General features: G+C 39.3%; 21 protein-coding genes. 14 read left to right on the forward strand and 7 right to left on the reverse strand.

Annotated features, from left to right (window positions below):
• Nucleotides 1-45 precede the first annotated feature (45 nt).
• Together PP2015_RS10045 and PP2015_RS10050 are read right to left on the reverse strand one after the other, a co-directional pair.
• Nucleotides 46-1401 (reverse strand): transglycosylase SLT domain-containing protein, encoded by a 1356-nt coding sequence (locus PP2015_RS10045; protein ID WP_058030140.1) that lies wholly within the window; start codon nucleotides 1399-1401, stop codon nucleotides 46-48.
• A 53-nt stretch (nucleotides 1402-1454) separates the two neighbouring features.
• Nucleotides 1455-2033 carry an LPP20 family lipoprotein gene (locus PP2015_RS10050; RefSeq protein WP_058030141.1) on the reverse strand — a complete coding sequence of 193 codons (579 nt, stop codon included), beginning with the start codon at nucleotides 2031-2033 and terminating at the stop codon, nucleotides 1455-1457.
• A gap of 187 nt (nucleotides 2034-2220) precedes the next feature.
• On the opposite strand from PP2015_RS10050, the gene PP2015_RS10055 reads away from it, so the two are divergent.
• The 3 genes from PP2015_RS10055 to PP2015_RS10065 are packed head-to-tail and all read left to right on the forward strand — an operon-like array spanning nucleotide 2221 to nucleotide 5515.
• A complete protein-coding gene (locus PP2015_RS10055; protein ID WP_058030142.1) occupies nucleotides 2221-3915 on the forward strand; it encodes a COG3014 family protein in 1695 nt (564 codons plus the stop codon).
• Nucleotides 3916-3927: 12 nt separating this feature from the next.
• Nucleotides 3928-4542, forward strand: coding sequence for a penicillin-binding protein activator LpoB (locus PP2015_RS10060; RefSeq protein ID WP_058030143.1), 615 nt, complete (start codon nucleotides 3928-3930; stop codon nucleotides 4540-4542).
• Nucleotides 4490-5515: an LPP20 family lipoprotein gene (locus PP2015_RS10065; protein WP_058030144.1), complete on the forward strand. Its 1026-nt coding sequence runs from the start codon at nucleotides 4490-4492 to the stop codon at nucleotides 5513-5515. Before PP2015_RS10060 ends, PP2015_RS10065 begins: the two co-directional genes overlap by 53 nt.
• Before the next feature lie 15 nt (nucleotides 5516-5530).
• Here the strand turns inward: PP2015_RS10065 and PP2015_RS10070 are convergent, their stop codons facing one another.
• Complete coding sequence (locus tag PP2015_RS10070; RefSeq protein ID WP_058030145.1) at nucleotides 5531-7018, reverse strand: diguanylate cyclase; 1488 nt, start codon at nucleotides 7016-7018, stop codon at nucleotides 5531-5533.
• 102 nt (nucleotides 7019-7120) lie between these two features.
• Nucleotides 7121-8134, reverse strand: a complete 1014-nt coding sequence (gene yejK, locus PP2015_RS10075; RefSeq protein ID WP_058030146.1) for a nucleoid-associated protein YejK — start codon at nucleotides 8132-8134, stop codon at nucleotides 7121-7123.
• Nucleotides 8135-8198: 64 nt separating this feature from the next.
• On the opposite strand from yejK, the gene PP2015_RS10080 reads away from it, so the two are divergent.
• From PP2015_RS10080 to PP2015_RS10110, 7 genes are all read left to right on the forward strand, one after another.
• Nucleotides 8199-8411: a YejL family protein gene (locus tag PP2015_RS10080; RefSeq protein WP_058030147.1), complete on the forward strand. Its 213-nt coding sequence runs from the start codon at nucleotides 8199-8201 to the stop codon at nucleotides 8409-8411.
• Between the two features lie 4 nt (nucleotides 8412-8415).
• Nucleotides 8416-9912, forward strand: coding sequence for a DUF3413 domain-containing protein (locus PP2015_RS10085; protein ID WP_058030148.1), 1497 nt, complete (start codon nucleotides 8416-8418; stop codon nucleotides 9910-9912).
• Between the two features lie 77 nt (nucleotides 9913-9989).
• A complete protein-coding gene (locus tag PP2015_RS10090) occupies nucleotides 9990-10466 on the forward strand; it encodes a hypothetical protein (protein WP_058030149.1) in 477 nt (158 codons plus the stop codon).
• A 154-nt stretch (nucleotides 10467-10620) separates the two neighbouring features.
• Nucleotides 10621-12354 (forward strand): bifunctional isocitrate dehydrogenase kinase/phosphatase, encoded by a 1734-nt coding sequence (gene aceK, locus PP2015_RS10095; RefSeq protein ID WP_058030150.1) that lies wholly within the window; start codon nucleotides 10621-10623, stop codon nucleotides 12352-12354.
• Entirely contained in the window at nucleotides 12351-13289 is a 939-nt protein-coding gene (locus PP2015_RS10100) for a LysR family transcriptional regulator (RefSeq protein WP_058030151.1), read from the forward strand. Before aceK ends, PP2015_RS10100 begins: the two co-directional genes overlap by 4 nt.
• Before the next feature lie 189 nt (nucleotides 13290-13478).
• Nucleotides 13479-13976, forward strand: a complete 498-nt coding sequence (locus PP2015_RS10105; RefSeq protein ID WP_058030152.1) for a hypothetical protein — start codon at nucleotides 13479-13481, stop codon at nucleotides 13974-13976.
• Complete coding sequence (locus PP2015_RS10110) at nucleotides 13969-14187, forward strand: helix-turn-helix transcriptional regulator (protein WP_058030153.1); 219 nt, start codon at nucleotides 13969-13971, stop codon at nucleotides 14185-14187. Before PP2015_RS10105 ends, PP2015_RS10110 begins: the two co-directional genes overlap by 8 nt.
• 35 nt (nucleotides 14188-14222) lie before the next feature.
• Here PP2015_RS10110 and PP2015_RS10115 read toward each other — a convergent pair whose 3' ends face one another.
• A complete protein-coding gene (locus PP2015_RS10115) occupies nucleotides 14223-15041 on the reverse strand; it encodes a DUF3667 domain-containing protein (RefSeq protein ID WP_058030154.1) in 819 nt (272 codons plus the stop codon).
• A 252-nt stretch (nucleotides 15042-15293) separates the two neighbouring features.
• Nucleotides 15294-15896, reverse strand: a complete 603-nt coding sequence (gene recR, locus PP2015_RS10120) for a recombination mediator RecR (protein WP_058030155.1) — start codon at nucleotides 15894-15896, stop codon at nucleotides 15294-15296.
• Nucleotides 15897-16068: 172 nt separating this feature from the next.
• Here recR and PP2015_RS10125 point away from each other — a divergent pair, with 172 nt between their 5' ends.
• Nucleotides 16069-17193: a TRAP transporter substrate-binding protein gene (locus PP2015_RS10125; protein WP_058030156.1), complete on the forward strand. Its 1125-nt coding sequence runs from the start codon at nucleotides 16069-16071 to the stop codon at nucleotides 17191-17193.
• 22 nt (nucleotides 17194-17215) lie between these two features.
• Here PP2015_RS10125 and PP2015_RS10130 read toward each other — a convergent pair whose 3' ends face one another.
• Complete coding sequence (locus PP2015_RS10130) at nucleotides 17216-18853, reverse strand: cyanophycinase (protein ID WP_058030157.1); 1638 nt, start codon at nucleotides 18851-18853, stop codon at nucleotides 17216-17218.
• Between the two features lie 451 nt (nucleotides 18854-19304).
• Here PP2015_RS10130 and PP2015_RS10135 point away from each other — a divergent pair, with 451 nt between their 5' ends.
• Genes PP2015_RS10135 through iadA form a run of 3 tightly spaced genes read left to right on the forward strand, consistent with a single transcriptional unit; the run spans nucleotide 19305 to nucleotide 24831 of the window.
• A complete protein-coding gene (locus PP2015_RS10135) occupies nucleotides 19305-22226 on the forward strand; it encodes a TonB-dependent receptor domain-containing protein (protein WP_058030158.1) in 2922 nt (973 codons plus the stop codon).
• Nucleotides 22227-22278: 52 nt separating this feature from the next.
• On the forward strand, nucleotides 22279-23661 hold the full coding sequence (yfcC, locus tag PP2015_RS10140) for a putative basic amino acid antiporter YfcC (RefSeq protein ID WP_405127342.1): 1383 nt from the start codon (nucleotides 22279-22281) through the stop codon (nucleotides 23659-23661).
• 3 nt (nucleotides 23662-23664) lie between these two features.
• On the forward strand, nucleotides 23665-24831 hold the full coding sequence (gene iadA, locus PP2015_RS10145) for a beta-aspartyl-peptidase (protein WP_058030160.1): 1167 nt from the start codon (nucleotides 23665-23667) through the stop codon (nucleotides 24829-24831).
• Nucleotides 24832-24845: the final 14 nt, after the last annotated feature.

Genomic DNA, 24845 nt, shown 5'->3' on the forward strand with positions numbered 1-24845 from the left:
TCAACGAAGCTAACGTCAGTTTTAGTCCCTCAAAATGATTAAGTATTATTGAGGATTGGTATTATCTACTGCGTATAGCTTCTCTTTCTCAAGCACCTTATGAATGTATTTTCTAGTTTCGTCGTAAGGTAAATTTGCGCTCAATACTTCTAAAACACGCTCAGGAGACATAGAGTTAATTACTTTGCTTGCATTGCGAATATTTCTAGAGCCATCACTGTTAAAAGCCCTCGCTACATTCCCGGCTCCAGTATTGTAAGCCGCTATCATGCAGTACTTTCTACTTAAAGGATCTGAGATATGTTTTAAATAGCGTTTATCTAGTAAGTGCAAGTAAGCCGAACCCGCTTCTATATTATTATCAGAAACGTATAAATATGGTGCTGACATAGGGGCATCAATATCATACAGGAATCGATTCACATCAATACCCGCGCTTGTGGGTACAACTTGCATTAATCCAAAAGCTGGGATATGTGATTTTGCCATTGGATTAAAATGACTTTCGGTATGCATCACGGCCAAAATAGTTGCTGGAGGCAATTCAAATCTTGTACTTTGCTTTTTTATAGGCGCGAGGTACTTTTCTGCACGCTGTGATACTTGATTTCTTTTTGGCAAAGTTATTACAAATTCAGTAACAAGCGTGTTCTTTGGTGCCTCGGAGATAATTTTGGGCACATTCTTTTTAAGGGCAAGCATGCGCTTTTGTTCTAACTGTTTCAATGCTGCTTTATCTTCTTCTAAAGACTTGAGCGATTGATTATTAGGATTTTCAGTTACAAGTTGTTCGTCATACTTTTTATCAAGCGCTTGTTGCTGAAGACGCGTTTGCTTTTTGATCTCTTGTAGCGCCTTTTTCAATGCCTTGGCTTGAGATTTTTTATCAATCTTTGTCGCGTCTGCTTGCTTAAAATTTCGTTCATCTGAAGATGATGGCGCATGATTGTAAAACTCTTGCAATAGGGCTTGTTCAGAACGAAGGAACTGCTGAAATAACGCCTCAACTTCATTTTTTTTAGGTGTGATACCCGCCTTATGTTTAACACTCAAAGTTAGAGTATTATTCTGAAAATCAACATTTAGTCTAGCTGTGTCATCGTCGGAGTAACTCACAAATTGGTGTTGATTGGTTACTTGCGAATCCCCCCAAGATTTAAGAAGCTTATCTCTGAATTTATCATACTCCGCCATTTGCGTTTCAACATAACGATTGAAATCTTTCAAATGTTGCTGCTTGAAAGCCTCGAATTCAGATAAATCTTTTGCTTCTGATGGGCTTTGATCTGCCTGCCAGGACTGCATAGCCTTATCAAGTTCAGAATAGAGGTTAGAAGGTGAAGCTTGCACATATAGTGCTAAAATGGGTGATGCCGTTAAGAGCATTAGTTGACGTTTCATTTGGTTGTCCTCAATGACAAAAAAAGCGCATCGGATGATGCGCTTAGAACTGCTTAGTTTGTTAGTCTAGCAATTTCCTTTTCTAAATCTTGCTCTGCTTTGAATGCCTTAAATTCTTGATATAAAAACTGTTCATCTTGAGGGTTGATTTTCACTTTTGTTTCTTTCACTAAATCTTGAAACAGTGTTTTTGTTAATTCAGGTGATAAAGTTGTCAGTGCACAAAAGTAATCTTTACCAGCAATATCAACTATATCTGCTTTAACAACGCGAGAGCCACGTAGTGTTTGTTTCGTTAACTGTTTAGAGACTGAACTAAAAGTTGAGCCCACAGTCGTTTTGTCATTTGCATCAACACGGTTTGCAAAGGTTTTATCTAAGCCTTCAATGCGTGTTTCGATTTGTTGCGCCAAAGCTAAGCGTGCATTCGCAACTGCCATCTTTTGGTCAATAGAGATATTACCTGAATATTTGATACAATCCGCTGCAGCGATACCATTCTCTACTACCGGATTTAATACCCAGTCTGGTACATTTACGCGTGAACTAGAAGCGCTGTTGTCTGACGTTGAACTACACGCTGATAGCATACCTGCCATGAACAATGATGCAATTAGTGGTTTAACTTTCATCTTGGTTTCCTTAATAGCCTAAAGCAATGTTAGAGTTACTGTAGCAAAGTTAATCAAGCTAAACAGTAATAAAGTGTAAAAACACCTTTTAACAATTTTACACTTTCAAATGTTACTATTTTTCTATACCTTACTGGAATATAAGTTACTATATTCTTTATTTATTTTCAGCGCAAAGGATGTGTCCTTGAAGGTATTCCATTTTTTTCCATTTCAACAACTTTTTGCGGGTGTCCTGACATTATTATTTTTATCGGGTTGTAACACCATACACGCAAATAAGAATGCCATTTTACAAATAGAGCAAGGGCAGTTTAAACAAGCCAAGCAGACAATTAAGCAAAACTATTCACCTGTTGGTCGAGACAGGCTTCTTCATGAACTCGAGCTAGCAAGCATTCTTCATTTAGAAAGAGAATACTTGCAAAGTAATCAACATTTAGAAAATGCGAAATCGCAGATCGCGTCTTTTTATACTATCAGTCTGTCTGAACAAGCTCTTGCTATGTTAAGTGGGCCAACGTTCTCTACATATGAGGGAAAAAACTATTACCTACCTCTTATTCATTATTTAAAAGCACTAAACTTCAACGCGCTAGCTCAGGAAAACCTCAGTATGCGCAAAACATATTTAGACTCTAGTCAGGTTGAAATGCGACAACTTGATGTCTACATGGAGAATTTAAAATCTGAGACTGGCGGTTACAACAAACCACAGAAAAAAGATGACGAGTCGCTTACAAGTATCATTTACGACATTCTAAAACCTATCACTGCACCAGACGGTTTACTAGAAAACATCGAATATAAAGATGATGCATTCGCCCATTTATTCAGTGGCTTTCTTAACGAGCAAAACAATGATTTTGATGCAGCAAGATTACAATATCAAAGAGCAGCGCACGCCTATGGCAATGGCTTTGCCAAGCAATACGGGTTAGCTAACACCACTGAAAAGCTTGCCATACAAAACTTAGCACGTTCGATGAAATTAGCAGGCGGCTATCAGTCAGAGTTACAAGTTCTGCTAGATAAACATACTTCTCTTGAAGTGCCAAAAGGCGCACAACTCACTATTATCCAAAATTTAGGGATTGCACCAGAAAAAAAACAATTAAACTTTATGCTCAGAGCCGAAGCGCGCTCAAAGGCCTTAGTCATGTACCCTATTTTTATTGGCACTGAAAAGGAAAAGCGTGAGCAGCGACTTTGGTTCCAAATGCTCTACGCCGATACTAGTTTATTTGACCTGATGCAAAATTATATACTTGGCGATGTGAGCGATGTGCTTTTAGGAACCATGACTAAACGTATTCCATTAGGCTCTTTGTGGGATGAAGCTGAAGATATAGGCTTAATTGATGCCCTTGAATACGGAGGAAGGATCTCAGTCAGTTATTTAGCCCCGCCTAAATTACCTATCCGTAAAACTGAAGTGTGGCAAGACAATAAAAAATTGGCTGACCTTGAGCAGTTTCACTCAATTAGCCAATTAGCCTTACAAAAAGCCTTAATTGATGCGCAATCTGAGATCAGAGTTGCATTTACGCGAGAAATCGTCAAGGCACTAAGTGCTCGAAAAGCAATGCAAGTAGCGGGGACTAATCAGAATAATCTATTAGGTAGCTTCGTAAAAATGGCATCAACCGCCGTCAACGCAATCACAGCTTCTGCTGACACAAGACAATGGCAATCTTTACCTGCTCAAATCAGGCTGGCGCAGCTTTCTTTGAAGCCTGGGCTACAAAATTTAACAATAAAAACCACCCTAAACTCGGGACGAGTGATACAACAATCGGCTAACATAGATGTACAAGGTTCAATGACTGTATGGCACACGCGTACCTTTTTAAATGCATCGCCAGCAGTTAATGCTCTATAAATGGAAAACACAATGCAGAGAACAAAACACTTTTTAACCTACTCTGGTCTGTTACTTTCAGGCACTCTATTACTTTCGGGGTGTCAAAGCACTCAGATTCAACGCGTTGATAGCAACCAAGAAATTGCTTTATCTGACAATTGGAATGCTAAGGATTCGCAACTCGTCGCTGAAGCCATGGTTAATGATATGCTAACATTTCCGTGGGTCAGTGATCATTTAAAATACCATAATACTAAGCCTGCTATTATCATTCAAAGCGTTCGAAATAAATCTCACCAACACATTGCCGTTGATACTTTTTTAAATGATTTAAAGCGCGCCATTCTAAGAACAGGGCAAGCAGATTTCGTTGCAAACAGCTCTATTCGTAATGAAATCCGGGAAGAACGTAAAGACCAAGAGCTTAATGCCTCTATCGAAACGCAAAATGAAATGGGGCAAGAGCTTGGCGCTGACTATGCGCTTTCGGGCTCAATAAACTCATTTGTTGACGAACAAGGTGGACAAAGAGTTACATTTTACCAAATAGACTTAAGATTAATCGATATGACAAGTAACCGTGAGGTATGGAATGGTCAGAAGAAAATTCAAAAACATCAAAAACGTTCACGCTTTGGTTTCTAAAGCTCCTTTAGCTGCGTGTTTATCGTTGTTGATGTTGTCTGGGTGTCAGTCTACCTCTTCCTCGAAAAGTGAGCCTGTCATTCCAGCTTGGATCACACAAACACCAAGTGCACCCAATATTGTATATGGTGTTGGTCAAGCCCAAAATTATGGTGACTTACAACAAGCAAAAAATACAGCAATAGAATCTGCCCGAGTTGCACTAGCAAAACAACTCAATGTCGTCATTACTGCTGACACCCGTATTGTGCAACAGGCTAGTAATGGCACTAGTAAGTTTAAACTCAATGAGTTAATTCGCTCACAAGTACCTGACTTAAAACTACAAGGGTTACGCATTAGTGAAGAGTTTCAGCAAGGTAATACCATTTATGCCCTTGCAGAGTTTAATAAAACGAATGCAATCATGCAGACTGAACTTGAAATTTCCGGTGTTGATAACCAGATTTCAGGCGTAAGTTTAACTCAACCGACTAAAACGCAACGTTTGAAGTCAGCATTGAGAGTAAAGAAACTATTGGCAGAAAGAATTCAAAAGAACGAATTCCTTTCTATGTTACAAAGCCAACAAGTGCTCTTGAGTGAATCGGTATTTTACAAGGTAAAACAAGCTGAAGAAGTGATCGCTGGTTTAAGCTTCAATCTTGAAGTAACTTCTGAGAAAGAGTCAAATTTAAGAGATCACCTAGCCAAGGCTCTCACTGATCAGGGGTTAAAAGTTTCAACATTTAAACCAGATTTTACCATAAAGATCAGAACTGACTGGCAAAACATTAACCAAGACAGCACTCATTATAGCGTTGCACAGACTTTTGTCTCTATCGTTGAGAATGGTGAAGAAAGAGCGCATTTCAACAGTAAAGTGAAAGCAGCTTCTTCTTACCAAAGTATGGCTAAAAATAAAGCCATGGATAAGATTGCTGATAATCTAGCTGAGCAAATCGCTGAGTTTATTTCTTCATCTTATATGTAAGTGTTCACTTACAAGTTAAGCTAATCTCAACTTAATCGCTTGGTTTCGGCCAAGCGTTTTTGTTTCGTTTAAGGCTGTATCAGCCAAAGCTAGCAGATCTGTGTAATTATGTGCTTTATTTGCTGACGTCGTCGCAATGCCAATAGAGACTGTGACAAAGTCATTGCTTTCATCTTTGTTATAACAGATTTTACGAGATAAAATATTATTCTGTATGCGCTTTGCTATTTTTAGTAATTCTTTTTCTGGGGTATTGTGTAAGATCATCACGAACTCTTCACCAGAAAAACGCCCTACGATGTCTTCACTTCGTCCTGCCGATAGTACATTGGCAATACTCATCAACGCTTCATCACCCGCTGCATAACCAAATTTGAGGTTGTATTTTTTTAAGTCATCGACATCAATCAAAAATACCGTCAATTCAGTACTGTACCGACAAGCTGTTTGCCAACTGCGCTCTAACACCTGCTCAATTTCTCGTCGATTATAAAAGCCTGTTAATGCATCATGAGTTGCATAACCACTGATGATATCTAACTGATGCTTAGTGCGCACATGCATTGATAGCCTACCTAACAAACTATCTTTCTGTCTGCTTACATCTAGCATGTCAGACACGCCCAGAGCGAAACCTTGAGCTTCAGTTTGATCTGTTAGTTTGTCGCTATAATAAATAATTGGCGTTGTGCTTTGAGACATAGCTCTAAATTGTTTACAAAACTCAAAGTATGGGTCAGCACTGTGTTCAACTAAGATCAGTGCACTACTCTGTTTTAGCGCTTTATTTAACAATTCACTTTGTGAATCGAGTTTGTATATGTCGTATTCCGCGTGAGATAGATAACCTGATATAACCTGAGATGATAGCGAGTTGCCAATCATAAAGACTTTTTCATTAAATTTAAGATTACAAGCGCTGTATTGATCTAGATGCTGCACGGTTTCATTTCTAAAAAATGACACTAATGCATCTTCACTCTGAACACCAGTTATAAAATGCCCTGCACCATTCGATAAGACTGGGACTTTACGGCCAAACTCACCATTTTCCCATTCTGTTTGCCAGAGTTTTAATTCGGCCTGTTTCTGCTCACTGAATTCAAACTCTTCTACGCCGTACTTAACTAACAATGCATCTAAAATTGATGGGTCTGATACATCTAAACTTTCTATCCACAATGCACGGTATATAGCATCTCTGAAAATAAATGCGCTTTCAGGAAAGCTGCCAGATACTGCATTCAGAGTCTCATTTAGCATAGAAGTATTTACCATAAACTTTGGGTTATGAATTTCTATATCTGGGGCTTTATCTAATACCGCTTTAAATTCAGCATTAAGGATATCAATGTACTTAAGTTCTTGGACACTTGCTGAGGGAGTATGCTCAACCAACCGCCACTCAATTTCATTGATCAAATTAAGCTTTTTTAACCGCTCATGTAATACAAAACAAAACGGGCAATTTATATCAGCATAAACAAACGGCTTTTGGTTCATAATAGTCAGGCACAATAAAGTATATTCTTAAATATAGACAAGACTTTACCTTAGAGTAAGCCAATAAAAAAAGAGCCGAGGCTCTTTTTTTGAAATTATCTGCTAATTATTTTCTTCGTAAAAGCGTTGTAACTGCTCTTTTAAGTTTGGCGGTATGCCTTTAATTGTGAGTGTGTCGCTTTGAGCATCATATAACACTCGCTCACCTAAGTGTTTCCGTTCAAACCCAACGCTGACTCCACCACCCAGACCTGAAAATTTCACCATCGTTGTTAACGTCTTCTTATCAACAGGGAAAGATTCTGCTAAGTCATAACTTTGATCTTTATAAAAATCTTCGAATTGGGTCTCTGAAGACTTTGACAATGTTTCGGACAAATCAGCTATGTTTGCATCTTCACCTGTTGTGATACAGTCAGTACAGTAATCAAAGACTTCTTTTCTTAAGTCGTCTTTTTCTTCCTTATTAAACTGCTGCTCACTTAAATAATCCTCTACAGCCGCCAACATAACATTGGATTGTTGTTTAGCATCAATACCTTCTTCACAACCTAAAAAGTCCAAGAAAAAATCAGCCACTTTTCTACCTGCTCGTCCTTTAATGAACGAGATGTAACGTGCATCTTCAGGCTGCGTATCCCAAGCTGATAAATCAATTCTTGCAGCAAGCTGCATACGAGAGATATCTAAGTGACGCGAGGCAGATAAATCTAGCTCAGATGTAATCGAGTAATGCTCTTTTATGTTTATAAGTGCAATCAACACATATTCTGTTGCCACATATTGATAATGGCAGAAAACCAGATACCCAGTTTCGTTAAACGCATATTTGTTCAGCTCTTCTTTTAAAACTTGCGTCGCTTGTTCAGTCACACTATAAAAATTGAGTTCATTATTGCGATAACTCTGCATTGCTGATGCGACTTGGCTATTTTTGTCTGGGCTAAACGCACAGTATCCTTTGCCAGGTTTACTGGTGTAAGCATGATGTAATTGTTCAATAAATACATTCACTCGGTCGTTAATCGACATCTCATCATTACGTAAATGGATTTGGGTATCTTCGTCCTGCTTGTCGACATAATGGACAACCAGTTTATTCACCTCAATGCTCATCTTTGTTTTTCGCGCCTCTGGTGTTAAAATAAAAAATTATTATTTATTAATTTTGAACCAACTGATGCCTATCCAATCTAAATATTCCAACAAACAAGTAGAACAAATTGTCGATCAGCTTATCGATGTATTAACTCAACAACAGGCACCTGTTGATTTAAGTCTAATGTGTTTAGGAAATTCTATCACGCATATCCTAAAAGAACATGTGCCAGAAAATAAAAGACAAGCTGTTGCCGAAAATTTCTCTAAAGCGCTCGTGCAATCGGTAAAATAACTGAATGAATCTCACCCCTGACAACCAGTTTTCTTCGAAAGCCAGCCAACTTTTAAGTTGGGGACACTGGTTTACTTTCGCTAATATTGGCTTAGTGCTGTTGATAAGCACTATTTATTTATTTGCTGATAGTCAACCAGGTACACCACTTGGCTGGTTTTATATGCTGATCACTTGGGTGAGTCATACCAGTTTTATTACATTTTGTGCGTTTGTCTTAACTATATTTCCACTGAGCCTAGTATTTCCTTATCCTAGGCACATTCGAGGCATGGCAGCAGGCATAGCCACTATTGGTATTTCGGCCCTTTGCCTCGATGCGTTTGTATATTACAGCCTTGGTTATCACATAAATATCCAGGCTCTACCCGAAATAATTAGTTTACTTTGGTCTACTTTAACCAGTTCACCAGCCATTACTACGGTTTTTGCTGGCTCCTTAATTATTATTATTTTAGGCCTTGAACTGATCGCCAGCAATCATGCTTGGCGACATTTGGATAGACTTAAGAATTTAAAGTTTGCCCGTTATGCTACAAGCATACTGGTTACTTGCTTTGCTTTAAGCCACAGTATTCATATCTGGGCCGATGCGAATAACTATTTTGATATTACGAAACAAGACAATGTATTACCGCTTTCTTACCCTACTACAGCAAAAACTCTGTTAGCACGACATGACTTACTCGATATAGAAAAATATCAGCAAGAGAGAAATCTTCAATTAGAAGGTCCGAAGGGTCGGTTCATATTAAATACTACATTGCCCAATTGTGAAGCTAATAATCAGGTCATCAATTTTTTAGTATTTAAAAATAGTGACCAACTAAATAATTTCGTGAATGAGCGTTCTGATTTATCTGCATTAGATAATATTCTTCAACCTGTAAATCGCCAAGATGCGTTGTTTAATCTTATTTATGGTTTGCCTGCTTATTATAACTCTGAAAAGTTGAGAGAAGCTTTACCACCTTGGGCTCAAAAAAATGCGCTGGTTGGCTTATCTGGATTCACTGGTTTTGGTTTCAAAGATATAAAAGGTGAACACTCAATCAACATGATACTTGTTGATAAATTAGAACACTTGCCTAGTGAGAATATCATTGCATTCTCACTAGCTGATGAAACCAGTAAAGAATTAATCACGACCTCTAAGGCCTATATTTCAAATACTATTCTAATAAAAAATAGTGACAGCTTTAAACAGCTTAACGATATCATCTATTCTATTGTCTCTGAGCAACTTAACTGCCCAGCACTTGCTGATGCTGCTATGCTAGGTAAGAACTTAAACACTGACTACCAACAAGAAGGTGTAAACTACTCTAATGGTGTTTTAGTTACATTCAAGAAAGATAGAATTACGTTAGTAAACCCTGACGGTAGCTATAAACAAATGTCAGGTTCAGAGGGTTTTTTATTGGAACAAAGTTTAGATATTCCATTCTTAATTCATAGCATCAAAGAACTACAAAAATTCACGCGTAGTAGTGGCAGTTAACTTGATTATCCCTTTAAATTTACTATATTCCTATTATCCTTCTTGAAGGATGTGGAGAAATTTAAAGGGAACCGTGCATGCTAAAAAGTCTATTTACCACACTGCTAATATTACCTTTTTTTGTGTCCGCTGAAAAAGTGACTATCAGTTACTATAAATGTGTATCAGACAGAGGCACAATCTTCAGTCAGCACCCGTGTGGGAATAATGGAACTGTTCATACATTAACCCACTCAAATCCTGAAGCCAAGATACCGCCTGAAAATCACTTTAAAACATTAAATAATCTAGAAAAGCAGCAGATTGTCCGAAATTTAAAGCGTGAGATCTGTGCTAAACGTCAGAAATCAGCAATCTTGAGTCGTGACAGAGACAGAGAGTCAAGAGAACAGCAAGCTCGATTAAATCGTGTAATGGATGACCGAAAAAAACAACAAACTATCCAAGATGTTAAAAAACAACTCAAATCTATCAATAAGCAATATTTAAAAGATATTAAAGACATTGATAAACAAATCGTGCGATTAGAGAAACAACTAGCTCGCTATCAATAAGCACTGCGACAAACTAAACAAGCTTTAATCATCTCTAGACCATTGTGGGATAGCCAAGTACCCTATTTTCATTATATAGTGTTAGCAAGATAATGCGTTTTCGGTAATTTTATCTCGACTTTGTCGGCAAATTACCTAAATATCGAGGATGATAATGCACGCTTTCAGTCTAGCCCAATTGATACTTTCTGGCTTTGCTAAGCACTATCAGTTATTTCAAGAGATCACAGGACAAGCTCCCACTGCTTTTGCTTCACAAGACTGGGGGAAAATCCAGCAAATCAGCAAAGCACGTATCCATCATTATGATGCGCGAGTCAACGAAACCATCAGTGACGTAAAAGAACTATTAAACTGCGATGTGCTTGATGAATCTTTTTGGTATCAAGTAAAGCAACACTATCTCGACTTATTGACTTTCCATCCTCAAGCGGAGCTCGCCGAAACCTTTTATAATTCTGTATTTTGCCGTTTATTCGATAGACAATACTTTAATAATGACTTTATTTTTGTCGAAACAACCTTAAAAGATGCCCCCGCCGTTGCTGTTGAAACAGAATATCGAAGTTACTTTCCAGTTGTTAAAGGGTTAAAGCCCACCATCAAACAAATTATCAATGAGTTTGACTTCCAGTGTGAGTTTGCCAATTTAGATCAAGATATAAGATTATTAGTAAAAGCATTTATTCAACAAGCACCCGATACGCACCACCAGCATCATCAAATGCGCTTTGATATGCTGCCTTCGCCATTTTATCGCAATAAAGGCGCGTATATCATTGGCCGTGTTGTCTCTCAGAGTGGCATTCAACCCTTTATTATTTCTGTGTTGCATGATGAGCAGGGTAAGCTCTGCATAGATGCTTTACTTACCAACTCTTCACAGATGCGAGTTATTTTTGGTTTTGCGCGCGCGTATTTCTTGGTTTCAACTAATACCCCGTCAGCTATGGTGCACTTTTTAAATCAATTAATGCCGAATAAAACGCCCGCAGAGCTCTACAATGCCATAGGCTTTCACAAACAAGGCAAAACCGAGTTTTATCGTGAGTTTTTACATCATCTAGATAACAGTAATGATAAGTTTGTGATCGCTCCAGGTACACCCGGTATGGTGATGATGGTATTTACGCTACCAAACTTTCCGTATGTTTTTAAAATCATTAAAGATAAATTTTCAGAAAGTAAGCCTTTTGGTCGCGATACAGTATTAGCTCGATATCAATTGGTTAAAAATCACGACCGTGTTGGTCGAATGGCTGATACCATTGAGTACTCCGATGTCGTATTACCACTAAATAGATTCTGTCCTGAATTACTTAGGCAATTACGAGCAACCATCGCTGGCAGTATCAAGATAGAAAACAACCATCTAGTCATAAAGCACTTATATATCGAGCGACGAATGAATCCGCTCAACCTATTTATTGAGCAAGCTTCAGACGAACAAAGCTTTAAAGTGATTGACGATTATGGATTAGCCATAAAAGAGATGCTACAAGCGAATATTTTTCCAGGCGATATGCTGCTAAAAAACTTTGGTGTTAGTAAACACCACAGAGTGATATTTTATGATTACGACGAAGTACAATATCTAACAGAAATGAATTTTAGAACCTTGCCCAAGCCAAGTTTAGATGACTTATACTCTGGCGCTGACTTATATTCAGTTGCACCGCAAGATGTATTCCCAGAGCAGTTATTAACTTTTGTGATGACGAACCCTAAATTAAAAACATTCTTTGAGCAGACGCATCCCGAATTATTAACCGTTGAGTATTGGCAAAATGCACAAGCCGATATTATCAACAAAGTGAGTAAACATATTTACCCTTACCCGCCAGAGCAAAGATTTAACCACATTGCGAAACAAAAGAGATTAATGTGAATATCAGTAAAATAGATTTAAATTTATTAGTATATCTCGACACTTTATTACGAGAATGCAATGTCACCCGAGCTGCGAACCAGCTTAGTATTACACAACCAGCAATGAGTAATGGCCTAAAGCGACTACGTAACTTATTCAACGATCCCATTCTGGTTAGAACCAGTGATGGCATGGTACCTACTGAACGCGCCTTAGAACTACAGCCTGTTATTCGCGGTATATTAATGACGCTTGAAGAAACCCTAGCGCCAAATAGAGATTTCGAGGCAAGCCAAAGTAAACGCGTATTTAGGATCATGGCCAGTGACTATGCCGCAAGTACGCTGGCACCCAAGCTGCTAACTAAGTTACATGAAGAAGCGCCTGACACCACATTAGATATTCTAACCCCAAGTGACGTGACCTTCCATGATGTCGAAAATGGTAAGGTAGATATGGCCATCAACCGTTTTGAAAACCTACCTCAATCTTTTCACCATAAACGTATTTGGAAAGACAGTTTTTGCTGTTTAATTAAGTCTGATAACCCAATTATTGATAAATTTAACCTTGATGCTTATTTAAAAGCACGTCATATCTGGGTGAGTAAAACTGGCTTTGGTGTGGGTGTTGGTATGGACCCAGAAGATGTACAAAAACTGGGTTGGGTTGATGAAGCGCTTGCGCACTTTGGTAAACATAGAAACATAGCTACCTTTACCCGTAACTATCATGTTGCTATTCATCTGGCAAAAGAACAAAATCTGATTGCCACATTGCCTTCAAAAGCCGCTAATATTTATAAAGATGATCCACAGTTAGCTATTTTAGAGCCGCCGTTCCCTATTCCACCATTTGAGCTGGACATGATCTGGAGCCCTTTGCTACATCGCGATGCGAGCCATATTTGGCTCAGACAGAAAGTCGCAGAGGTGGCTGAAGAGTTAAAATAACCATAACATTATAAAATTAAAAACTAATACCTGCTTCTGCAGGTATTTTTTTGCTCAAAAAACATAGCTTGTTACATTTCAAGTGACAAACAAAGCTGACTCAAGGTAAAAAATATTTGACCCAACCACTATTTTGACGTATTTTCGACCATGTCAAAAATATTTAACTTTAAGTAAAAAGGAATAAACATGACTAGACAGCAAAAATTTAAAGAATGGCTTGATAGCTGTAGCTTTCGAGAAGTGACATTACTCGTTGATTTACTCATTTGTGGCTACCTAATGTTTTATTATTTGCGCGCAGTATTATTAGCAAGCACTGAGCAGTTAAGTGATATAACTTGGGTATCTGGGCTACTTGGGAATGTAATTTTTTATAGTATTGTTTTGATGATCGCCAGTTATATTCTCTTAGCGCTTGCAAGTGACAAAGAGCTAGAGCAACCCATGGATGTGCGTGAAAAGCAGATCAACCTAATAGGCTACAAATACTCAGCTTGGATCTTACAAATCGGTTTAGCTGTAGGTATTTTTCAATATCAAATTGAAGCTAATCAGTTTTTTGCTGATAAAATCAGTATGCCTTTTTTACCTCTGCATATTATGGTTGTTGCCTTTATCTTAGCTGAAATTGTTTTTTATGGTGTGCAACTTATCAAAGGCCGTACAGGAGCTATTTATGACTGATCGCGTTATCACTAATTCGATTAGAACGTTGCGATTTTTAAACAATGAGATGACGCAAAAGCAACTTGCTGAAGCCATCGGGGTGACTCGTCAAACAGTAATGGCCATAGAAGCCAACAAATATTCACCAAGTTTAGAAGTGGCTTTTAAAATTGCAGAGGTCTTCTCTTTACCACTTGAAGAAGTATTTCAATATAAAGAAGCTGAATAAAGCCAAAGGGTTGGCTTTATTCTCTTTGAAAAAGCTTAGAGCTTATTAGTTTCAACCTGCTTTTCACTTTCTGCTTGTTCTAATTTGTGTTGTTTAACTGCATCTTCGTAACCAATATGAATATATGTATGCAATGCACCTAAATAACCCACTATGAGTAGTCCCAAAAGCATAACTGCACAAGACTTAAAAAATACTTTTATTTTATTTTTATTAAAAAAAGTCGTGTAGGTATAAATAGGAAATACGATTGATAAACACAAAGAAGTATAACCTATAGTTTTTGCATCCAACAAACTCGTAGCAACCAATATTGAAGAAAACCAGGTTAAATGTGCAGATGGTAGAATTGCTAATACGTAAAACTCAGTAAATTTAATACCTTCTTTTCTAAAGAAAACTCTTAATAACAGAGCAAAAATTGCTGCGTAAATAAAAGTTAAAAATAACATTGAGCCTTCTATAATTTTGCTTAATACCTCACCAAAGTGTTGAGTTTCAGGTGAGGTAGAGCTTATGAATGCACTCACTGTCAGCTCACTGACAGATTGACCAGTTAAAGCAGTAAAAAAAATAAAAAATGTCAAACTCCAGAAAGCGTATTTAATTGGATTGAAATAGCTTGCTCTTTTTCCTTCAATATAATCTCTACACACTCTACCAGGGGAAGTTGTCATAGTGATAAATGTTTTTAAAAATGGTGACTCAAATTCTAATATCGCTCTTTGAGCTGTTTTAAATAACTCTTTAAAAGTAATACGTCGTGCTTTCTCTTGACCGCATTCTCCACAAAAGCGCGTTGTTAATTTTGTACCACAGTTTAAGCAATTTGTTTGCTCATCAAAATTTACCACGTGATATATCCCTATCGAAAACGACTAAAAATAGACTGTTACACACTATTATTGTAATTAAATTGTCCCTAACCTGATACTTCCTGTCAAAGGTTTATTTACATAACCGATATTAATACATTGAATAAAGCGTCAGTTTTAGTCCCTCAAAATGATTAACGAGGGTTGGCATTATTAATAATCAGGAAAATAAAAAAGCTAATCATGTTATATGATTAGCTTTTCTAAATGTTTAAGAGGTCAGAGTGCACTTTAGGTAATGGCTTTTCGCCCTGAAAACGCATGCATAAGCGTCATGCCATCGACCAAATCAAGCTCGCCACCTACAGGCATACCATGAGCAATACGAGAAGCGAGTACATCATATTTTTGACAAAGCTCAGAGATAAAATGTGCTGTTGCTTCACCTTCTACGGTTGGATTAGTGGCGAGAATCACCTCATCGATATTACCATCTGATAAACGACGCTCTAGTACATCTAAACCAATCTCATTTGGCCCAATACCGTCTAACGGTGATAAATGCCCCATTAATACAAAATACAAGCCTGTGTACTGACCAGTTTGCTCAATAGCAAGCACATCTGTTGGTGATTCAACCACACATAATAAGCGACTATCTTGGCGTTTGATATTTTGACATAGCGAACACTCTGGCTCTTCACAAAACGTGCGACAAGTTTGGCAATGCCCAATAACTTGCATCGCTTTAGTAAGGCTTTGGCCTAACTGGCTGCCGCCTTCTCTGTCTCTTTCAAGCAAGTGAAAAGCTATACGCTGAGCCGATTTTGGGCCAATGCCAGGTAAACAGCGCAAGGCTTCAATGAGTTGTGATAAGGTTCCAGATAGTTGCATAGCACTTCTTAAATCGATTAAAAACTCAATCAAATTGAGCAATATTGGAAGAATTGAAATGGATTATAAAAGTCATAAAAATTGTGAACAAGCTTTAATTTCTTAATACAATAACTTCACTCCTTCCCTTCGAAGGAGAACCTCTTTTTTGAATATGGACTATACTCTGTTCATGAGTATGAATCGCAGAACTTTCGTAAAAAAAGCACTTACCTTGAGTGCTATCAGTTGTTGTGCGCCTTTATCATGTTTTTCTTCAGAATCTATTCCCATCGAATGGGATTTAATGGAAGAAATTGAAAAACAAAAACAGGCTATATACACCCTAAATTTCGCATCACCTTATAAAACTAGTTCCTACTCTACTATTCCCCATTTGCATCAAATCCTAAAGTTTCATATTGAAACGCTATCTGAGGGGAAAATATTTGTCTCTATTTTTGATAATGGCCAGCTAGGTACCGGAACTGAATTAATGGCTGCAGTTGCTCATAAACGCGTAGACGCTGCACTCATCTCTGTCTCGAACCTATCTCGCGCTTTACCTCTTTTAGACATTCTGAACATTCCATTTTGGGCAGGAAACAATCAAAAGTACTTAAATCTTACAAGCTCTAAAAGCTGGAAAGATCTTGTTCTAAAGCCAATTCAAGCACAGGGTAAGTTTCAAGTTTTACTTCATCATATAGTTGGCCCAAGAACTCTCTCAACAGTGAAACGTTCTAACAAAAGTATTATTTTGCCCGATGATCTCAACGAAACAACACTTAGGGTACCAGCTTCTAAGGTACTCAATCATTTCTACGCAATGACGAAAGCCAATATTATCGAAGTACCTTGGGGTAATGTGGCAAGAATGGCAAGACTTGGACTTATAGATGCATTGGACCCAAGCATTATCGGACTTCATGCAGGACCAAGTTCACTTCGGCAAAATTTAAAGCATATTTCGAAAATTGAAAGTGTACCTGATGCATGGGTTACTGCTATTAGTCAACACTGGCTAAAAAGCCTTCCTGCAAAATTACGAAATGTTGTATTTGACTCTGCAAAAGCGACCTTTGAAGATCACCTTAACACTATTCTCGATATTGAACTGACTTGTCAGCATAACTTTTCGAAGCTAGGTACTTCTATATACACACCAACAGATGAAGAACTATTTGTCTGGAAAGACCGCTTTGGACATAAGCAGCCAGCATGGCGAAGCGTCAAAAAACAACTTCTGGGTGATCTTAAAACCTTTGATAAATTACTAGATGCGACCAACGAAACCAGTCCATATAAGCTCTCTTAGTGTTTTTGATCACCCATTTTAGTTAATTAACCTTTGCTCTGGATAATAAATCTATTTCCATCAACAAGTTTTCGATCTTCATCCTATGGTCCAATAATTCACAACTAGTTTGCTCAAGCTTTCTGAATATCAGCTCCTTACTCTTAATGCCCTGCTCTTTGTTAATTAGGCTTGTTATGTCATCTGCACAAAACGCTCTTAGCCTTTCTCTTATTAAACCGTCATAGATCAAATCTTCTGAATGTCCAACTCGCTCCTTTACTTTCCTCTCTGAAAAAACATCCATATTTTGCTTTAATATGAACTCACTTCCGGTCGGGTAAAAATTATAAAAGAAAGAGTGATGCGAAAGCTTCTCAAGTAACACTACCCCTTGCTTGCCGAGCACAGAAAATTTATTTACTGCTGTTTCAACTTTAAGTGCTGTGGTTTCATCCACCCCAAAACCCCACTTTTGCTCAGTTTCAGCTAATAATACCGCTAGCCTTGGTGTACGCCCTCTTTCACTAAAATGCGTATCTAGAATACCAAAGTGAAAGCTGCCTAACCCACCTCGACTGTCATACGTCAACGCATCATGAGGTAAAGCGTCACATCCGCCATGTTGCTGACAGTTCTGCTTAGGTGGCGCTTTTGCAAATGCTCCCGACTCAAGCGCGCTTAAGCTTGTGCCATTCGTTATCATGGGCACTTGTCCATAGGTGTTCTTGCCACCAGACTGGACAGCCGTGCCTGCGCTAGTACCGATCAAAACTGGGCGATTTTGTATCACCTTCAACCAAGGAAACGCCTTACCTGTTTGTGTATCAACCATAACCTGTTTTGTAAGAGACTGATCACCGCCATTAAACATCATGCCACCAGCGTTTTTAATTTCTTGAGTGAGGTTGTCGATACCCCTTTCACACAAAGCCCGCTCTCGCGAGGTTAAGTCGGGATAAACCAATTCACGATTAAACACGTTATTCAGCTTGTTTCGGTAAATATCTAGGTTGTCACAATCGTTATTACTAATTGCTTTGGCTAAGGCTGGAGTCAATGCAAACCAGGTTGCCTCTATGTCATAAGCGCTAAATAGCCCCTGATAGAAATCAGCTGACTCGTAGGGATCACGAGAAGATGCGGTACTCAAGAGTAATTTGGCATTGTTTTGCAGCTTTAGTGTTTTAACAATGTCATTTAAAATTTCAGTGCTGGCGGGTTCATTATTAAATTGCGTTAATACCTGCCCTTTCGCTCTGCTTTGTTCATGCAAAACAGGCACTTCTAACATATCAAAAACAAAGTAATATTCTTCATTACTCCAACGCTTATACAAGTAGCTATCTTGCTGCTTAATTGCAGTTATCAGCGCTGATTTTGAATACAACGTCTTCGATTTAATTGCTTTTAGCAGCTTTCTAGTGCGATGTTTATGTTGTGTATTATGAGTTGGCCATTTTTCATTCACAGCATTTAGCGTGAGGTCGTGAACAAAAAATAATTGTTGGCGCTTAGCAGCACTTTCAAAATTGACTTTTTCTGAACAATTTTGAGTGCTTTGACTTGAACAAGTTTTAAGCGAACCGCCAATAAGATAAAGGGTTTGCGCTAAAGAAGACGCGCTAAAAAGTAACAAATAGCCCAGACTAAAACTGGGCAAAAAACGAGCAAAGTTCATACGGACTTTTCCATAAATTTAAAAAATCAGACTTGTCATCACAAAAAAAGCTGTGATATAACTTTTATGAACATTGCAGGAAGCAAGCTAGCACAGGCCAGTTTGCATTGTCAAAAATGAAGAGATGAAGCTATGTATAAAAAAGCGTTTAAGCTTGTTTGCTACTTCTACTCACCTCACTACCTTTCGGAGTGGTTCGACGAGTAGACACACGGTATCAACACCGTGGTGTTGTCTATTGGTATGCAACCCACCTCAAAAAATCATAAAAATAAATTCTAGCTGTCGAAGGCCTTGATCATCTTGCGAGCTCTATGCTGATTAATGCCATTTACAGGATAGTTACGTCTTTTACCTGCTCTCATTATTCAGTTAAGTGTTTGTGAGGATGGTAAGACTCCTACCTGTTCACCCAAATTGCATCGACGGCTAACCAAAAGTTAGGTGAAACATGTACAACAAGTTATTTCTTGGTGTTGCTGCTGCGCTGCTGAACAGTGGCTACACTCATGCACAACAATCAGAACAAGCAAATTTAGAAAAAGTCGAACGTATTGAAGTCACAGGCTCTCGCATTAAAGGCGTTGACCTAGAAGGTACTCAACCCATAACCATTATCTCTTCAGAAGACATTAGTCGCTCTGGCGCAACCTCTGTCATTGAACTTTTACAAGATTTACCACAGCTCAAAGGTGGTGCGGGCACCTTTACAACCAGTGAAAGTGGCAGTACGTCGACTTCAACCCCTGCAGGTCAAGCAGCTGCCAGCCTACGTGGTATGGGGCCTTCAGCTACATTGACACTCATCAATGGGCGAAGAATTGCACCAAGCTCTTTTGCAGCAGGTACACAAAACTTTGTCGATGTGAACGCCATTCCACTGGCTGCCATTGAGCGTGTTGAAATTTTAGCGACTGGGGCTTCTGCGATTTATGGCGCAGATGCGGTTGCAGGCGTTATCAACTACATTCTTAAAAAAGACTTCACCGGTGCAGAGCTGGATGTGTCATTTTCAGATAGCTTTGAAGACAGTGATGAGAGCAAAAAACAACTTAACCTGATCTGGGGTAGCGAAATTGAAGGTGGCAATGTCACCGTATTTGCTGATTACTTCGATAAAAACCAGTTCAATGCCTCAGATCGTGATTACACAGCTAATCCGTCTTTGATTAACAGTTACTCTTACCTACCTAAACTCGAAAATACCCCCAATATCTATTATTACAGCAGCCAAGATGGTAATGAAATAGGCGCGCCGGGCTGTAAGACTGAGCTTGTTTCAACGGAGTATGGGGAAGAAATTTGCGCTTATTATGGTAATCGAGATGACATGTTAAGCGCGCCATTTGAAAGCTTATCTGCAGGCTTTATGGTTAATAAAGCATTTAATGACCTAATCTGGAACACTGAATTTTTTTACAGCACCACTAAATCTACCGCGTACTCAACGCCAGCTGCCATTAATCAGCTTGATGATGCTGAAGGTCCTTGGGTGAAAGAAGATGCTTTGCTTATATTTGATGATGCCCAAGGCGATAACGCACTCTTAGATGCTTTGTATATCGACCCTTTCGATACTTATTTAGGCCAAGAACAATGGGGCTTTCGGTTTGATGCGCGATTTAACGACCCGAGAACCATTGAAGTTGAATCTAAAAACTTCCGCCTAGTTTCTAGCCTTGAAGGTCAACTTGGAGAGTGGGACTGGCAATCAGGTGTACTGATCTCTGAGTCTCGCTCAGAGCAACATGCAATTAAGGGCGTGTATAACCGTTACCAATTCCATGCAGCATTGGCAGGCGAACTCTGCTCTGATGGTTCAATTGGCTCTCTAGGTGATAACGGTGTCACTTGTAACAGTGGACAGTTGCTTGATTTCTACAATCCATTTTTAGTTGATGATGCAAACAATGATGCAATTCTTACACTCACACAAGCTATGCCAACACGCGAAGGCAAAAGTAGAGTCTATGGTATCGATCTTACTTTCTCGGGCGAGTTATTCACGCTCGGTGATATTGATGTGCAATCTTCATTTGGATTTGAAGCCCGTAAGGAAGAGCTTTCCGATATTCCATCTGCAAATGCAGTGGCAAAAGCTGAAAACGAGTATTTGGTCGACGTATTTGGCTACGGCTCGAGCATAGCTGAAGCAGAGCGTACGCAATATGGTGCTTTTGCCGAGCTTTATGTTCCACTCACTGAGCAAGTCGAGATGCAATTAGCGGGTCGATACGATCATTTTGATGATTTTGGCTCAACATTTAACCCAAAAGTCAGTATCAGCTACAGACCTACTGACACTATCTTGCTTCGCGCGGGTTGGGCAACATCTTTTAGAGCCCCCTCTTTAACACAAGCAGGTGTTAAGCTTCGTACTACTACTTCATCTTTTGATTGCGGTGCAAACCAAGCAATTGCAGACCTATATTGTGAAGGCGACGGCACACTTGTCAGCGTAAACAGCTTAGAGTTAGGTAATGAAAACTTAAACGCCGAAGAGTCTGATTCACTTTCAATTGGCTTTGCATGGAGTCCTTCTAGGCAGACCACATTGATGATCGATTATTGGCAGTTTGATTATAAAGAAGTCATTGATACCAACATGACTGCAGTGTTAGATCGCGCCATTTCTGACGCCTCACTTCGCCATTGTGGCATCGTACCGCAAAATCAAATGGGCATATCATATGGCGAAGATGTTTGTAGTGTCACCGATAATGCAGGGCTTAAAATTGATGAATCTGGCGCGAACTTATCAGAAATATTAGGTGCTTATATCTCAGAGTTTGACCCTCGTTCGCAATCACTGCAACTATATCGTGATCATGTTATCCAGCTTGAAAATACTGGCACTCAGGATATTCGCGGGTTAGATATTAAGTTCGATCACAGATTCGAACTGGGTTTTGCCGACTTAAAACTGGCACTTGATGCGACGCACTATCTTGAATATAACCGCAATAAGCCAGGCTCAGATCAAATTGAATCTCTTGTCGGCACATTTAGATACCCTGAAAATGTCGGACGCCTGTCAGTCACATTAGACACTGATAGCTACTACATCTCTTTGTCTGCCAACTATACTGACAGTTACCTTGATGATATTGAAGGTTTAAAAGGCCGTGAAATTGATGAGCTTGACGAACTAGGCTTACTCGATGCACAACAGCAACACACAGTAGATAGTTGGACTGTTATGGATCTCAATGCAGGTCTGGAGTTGAGTGAAAACCTGTTTATTAGAGCCAGTATCAAAAATTTATTTGATAAAGCACCACCCGCAGTATTTGGTTCAAAGCGTGGCTTTGATTCAATTAACCATGATGCGTTTGGTACAACTTATCAAATTGGCTTATCAGCTAAGTTCTAATGGAGGAATGGGGGCAACCCCATTCTAAATTAACATGCATCAAAAATATAAAATGCCAGATGCCTTCGTCATCTTAATGATGATGGTCGTGCTGTGTTATCTGGCCTCTTTTTTTGTACTCCCCGGTTTTTTTAATACGCCAGAGCAAACAAATACGGTCATGCTGTCGCAGTTTCGTCAAATTGCATCACCAGCCCCGATTGCATTGTTTGGCGAAGGTGGGACTCTCGGCTTCTTCAACGTCTTATTTGAAGGGCTAGTCAGTGGTGACAAAAATGGCGCAGCTATCGGCGTTATCGCATTCATTTTAATCACTGGCGGCGCGTTTGGCGTGCTTATGCAAACCAAAGCCATCGATAATGGCGTGATGTCGCTAATAAATAACACACAAAAAATTGATTGGTTATTTATACCCAGTTTATTTGTTGCCTTTAGCCTAGGTGGGGCCATTTTTGGGATGGGGGAAGAAGCCATTGCGTTTTGTATTGTGCTCTACCCTATTATGCAAAAGCTTGGATATAACGCTTATGTAACCGTGTTAGTCACCTATGTTGCCACACAAATTGGCTTTGCCACCTCACCAATGAATCCATTTAGTATTGCCATCGCACAAAGCATTGCTGGGCTTGAGGTGTTCTCAGGTGCAGAGCTTCGTGTTGCTTTAACTGCTATTTTTATTGTGGTTGGCATGGTGTTTACCATGCGCTACGCCAAGCAATCTCGTATAAGTGTGGACTGCTCAACACCACAGTCACACCCTCAACTCAGCGCGGTCGATAAAGTACTGCTCATTGCGTTTTTAGCTGTGATTATATGGGTGATTTATGGCGTTACTGCAAAAAGCTATTACATTCCTGAGCTTGCTGCACAATTCTTTGTTTTAGGCTTAATTGTGACCACTATTGCCAAGCTTGGTAAACGTCAAAGCATATCTGAGTCAGTCGACGCATTTAAACATGGTAGTGCCGCATTGTTACCGGCTGCTATGTTGGTTGGCTTAGCAAAAGGGCTGGTTTTATTACTAGGTGGCAGTGAATTAAACTCACCGTCTATGCTTAACACCTTGTTATATCATTGTGCCAGTGTGATATCACATATACCCGATGTGATAGCTGCATGGTCGATGTATGTCTTCCAGTCTGTATTCAATTTTTTTGTTTCTTCAGGCTCAGGGCAAGCAGCTATAACCATGCCAATCATGGCGCCTTTGGCTGACTTAGTCGGCGTTTCTAGGCAAACGGCAGTGCTCGCATTTCAACTCGGTGACGGCCTCACCAATATCATCATTCCAACCTCTGCGAGTCTTATTGGCTGCTTAGGGGTGGTTAACTTATCTTGGGGCGATTGGGCAAAGTTCATTTGGCGCTTTATGTTGGTGCTTTTTGGTCTTTCTACACTTGCCATGGTTTTCGCTCAACTCATAAATTATCAATAAATTATGCTTACACTTATAAAAGATGCTGAGGTATATGCTCCACACTACCTTGGTAAAAAAGACGTGCTCTTCGGCGGTGAAAAAATCATTGCCATCGAAGAAAATATTACGCTTCATCATGACACATTCATAAATCTAGTTGACGGTAATGGCTTTATCCTAGTGCCAGGGTTTGTTGACGCTTTGGTGCATTTCATTGGTGGCGGAGGTGAAGCCGGATTTGCCAGTCGTACACCAGAAATGCACCTCACTGATGCAACGTTAAACGGTATAACCACTGTCGTCGGCGCGCTTGGTACTGACGATATTAGCCGAACACATGCAGATTTGGTTGCCAAAGCAAAAGGGTTAAAACAAGAAGGCCTAAATGCTTTTTGCCATACAGGCTCTTATCATTTGCCTATAAAGACGCTCACTGATTCGATCAGTAAAGACATCATGTTTATCGATGAAGTAATTGGTGTCGGTGAAGTTGCCATCGCAGATCACCGCGGACGCCAAATCACCGCCCAACAACTTGCCGAAGTCACCGCTGAATCACGCACTGCAGGATTACTCAGCGGCAAAAGAGGCACAGTCTCAATTCATGTTGGTAGTGGTGATACTCAACTCACTCTATTGCATGAAGTCGCTCAAACAACTGAGCTACCTTTAGATATGTTTTACCCAACGCATATGAATCGTAATTCAGAGTTGCTGATGGCTGGTATTGAGTTTTGTATAGCGGGTGGCACCATAGACTTCACCACCAGTACCACAGACTATGATTTAGCACATGGGGAGCTCGCTGCCGCAGAAGCCCTTGCCTACTGCCTTGAAAAAGGTGTTGCTGACAGTCAACTTACAATGAGCTCAGACGGGCATGCAAGCCTACCTATATATGATGCACACAATAACTTGATTGGCTTTGAAGTGGGCCAAGAGTCATCGCTTTTACATGCATTTCAACAAGCTGTATTAGAGTTTAACGTTCCACTTGAACAGGCGTTAATGGCTATCACCCAAAACCCTGCGCATATACTTGGCTTAGCTAAAGGACAAATAAAAGTTGCAGGCGATGCCGATATAGTTTTATTAAGAAAAGAAGATCTATCCGTTAATAGTGTTTGGAGTAATGGTCAAGTTATGGTGCTAGACCGTCAAATCGTTCAAAAAGGTTTTTTTAGTTGATCACTTTGTATGCA

The organism is Pseudoalteromonas phenolica, from assembly GCF_001444405.1.
GTDB classification, from domain to species: Bacteria; Pseudomonadota; Gammaproteobacteria; order Enterobacterales; family Alteromonadaceae; genus Pseudoalteromonas; species Pseudoalteromonas phenolica.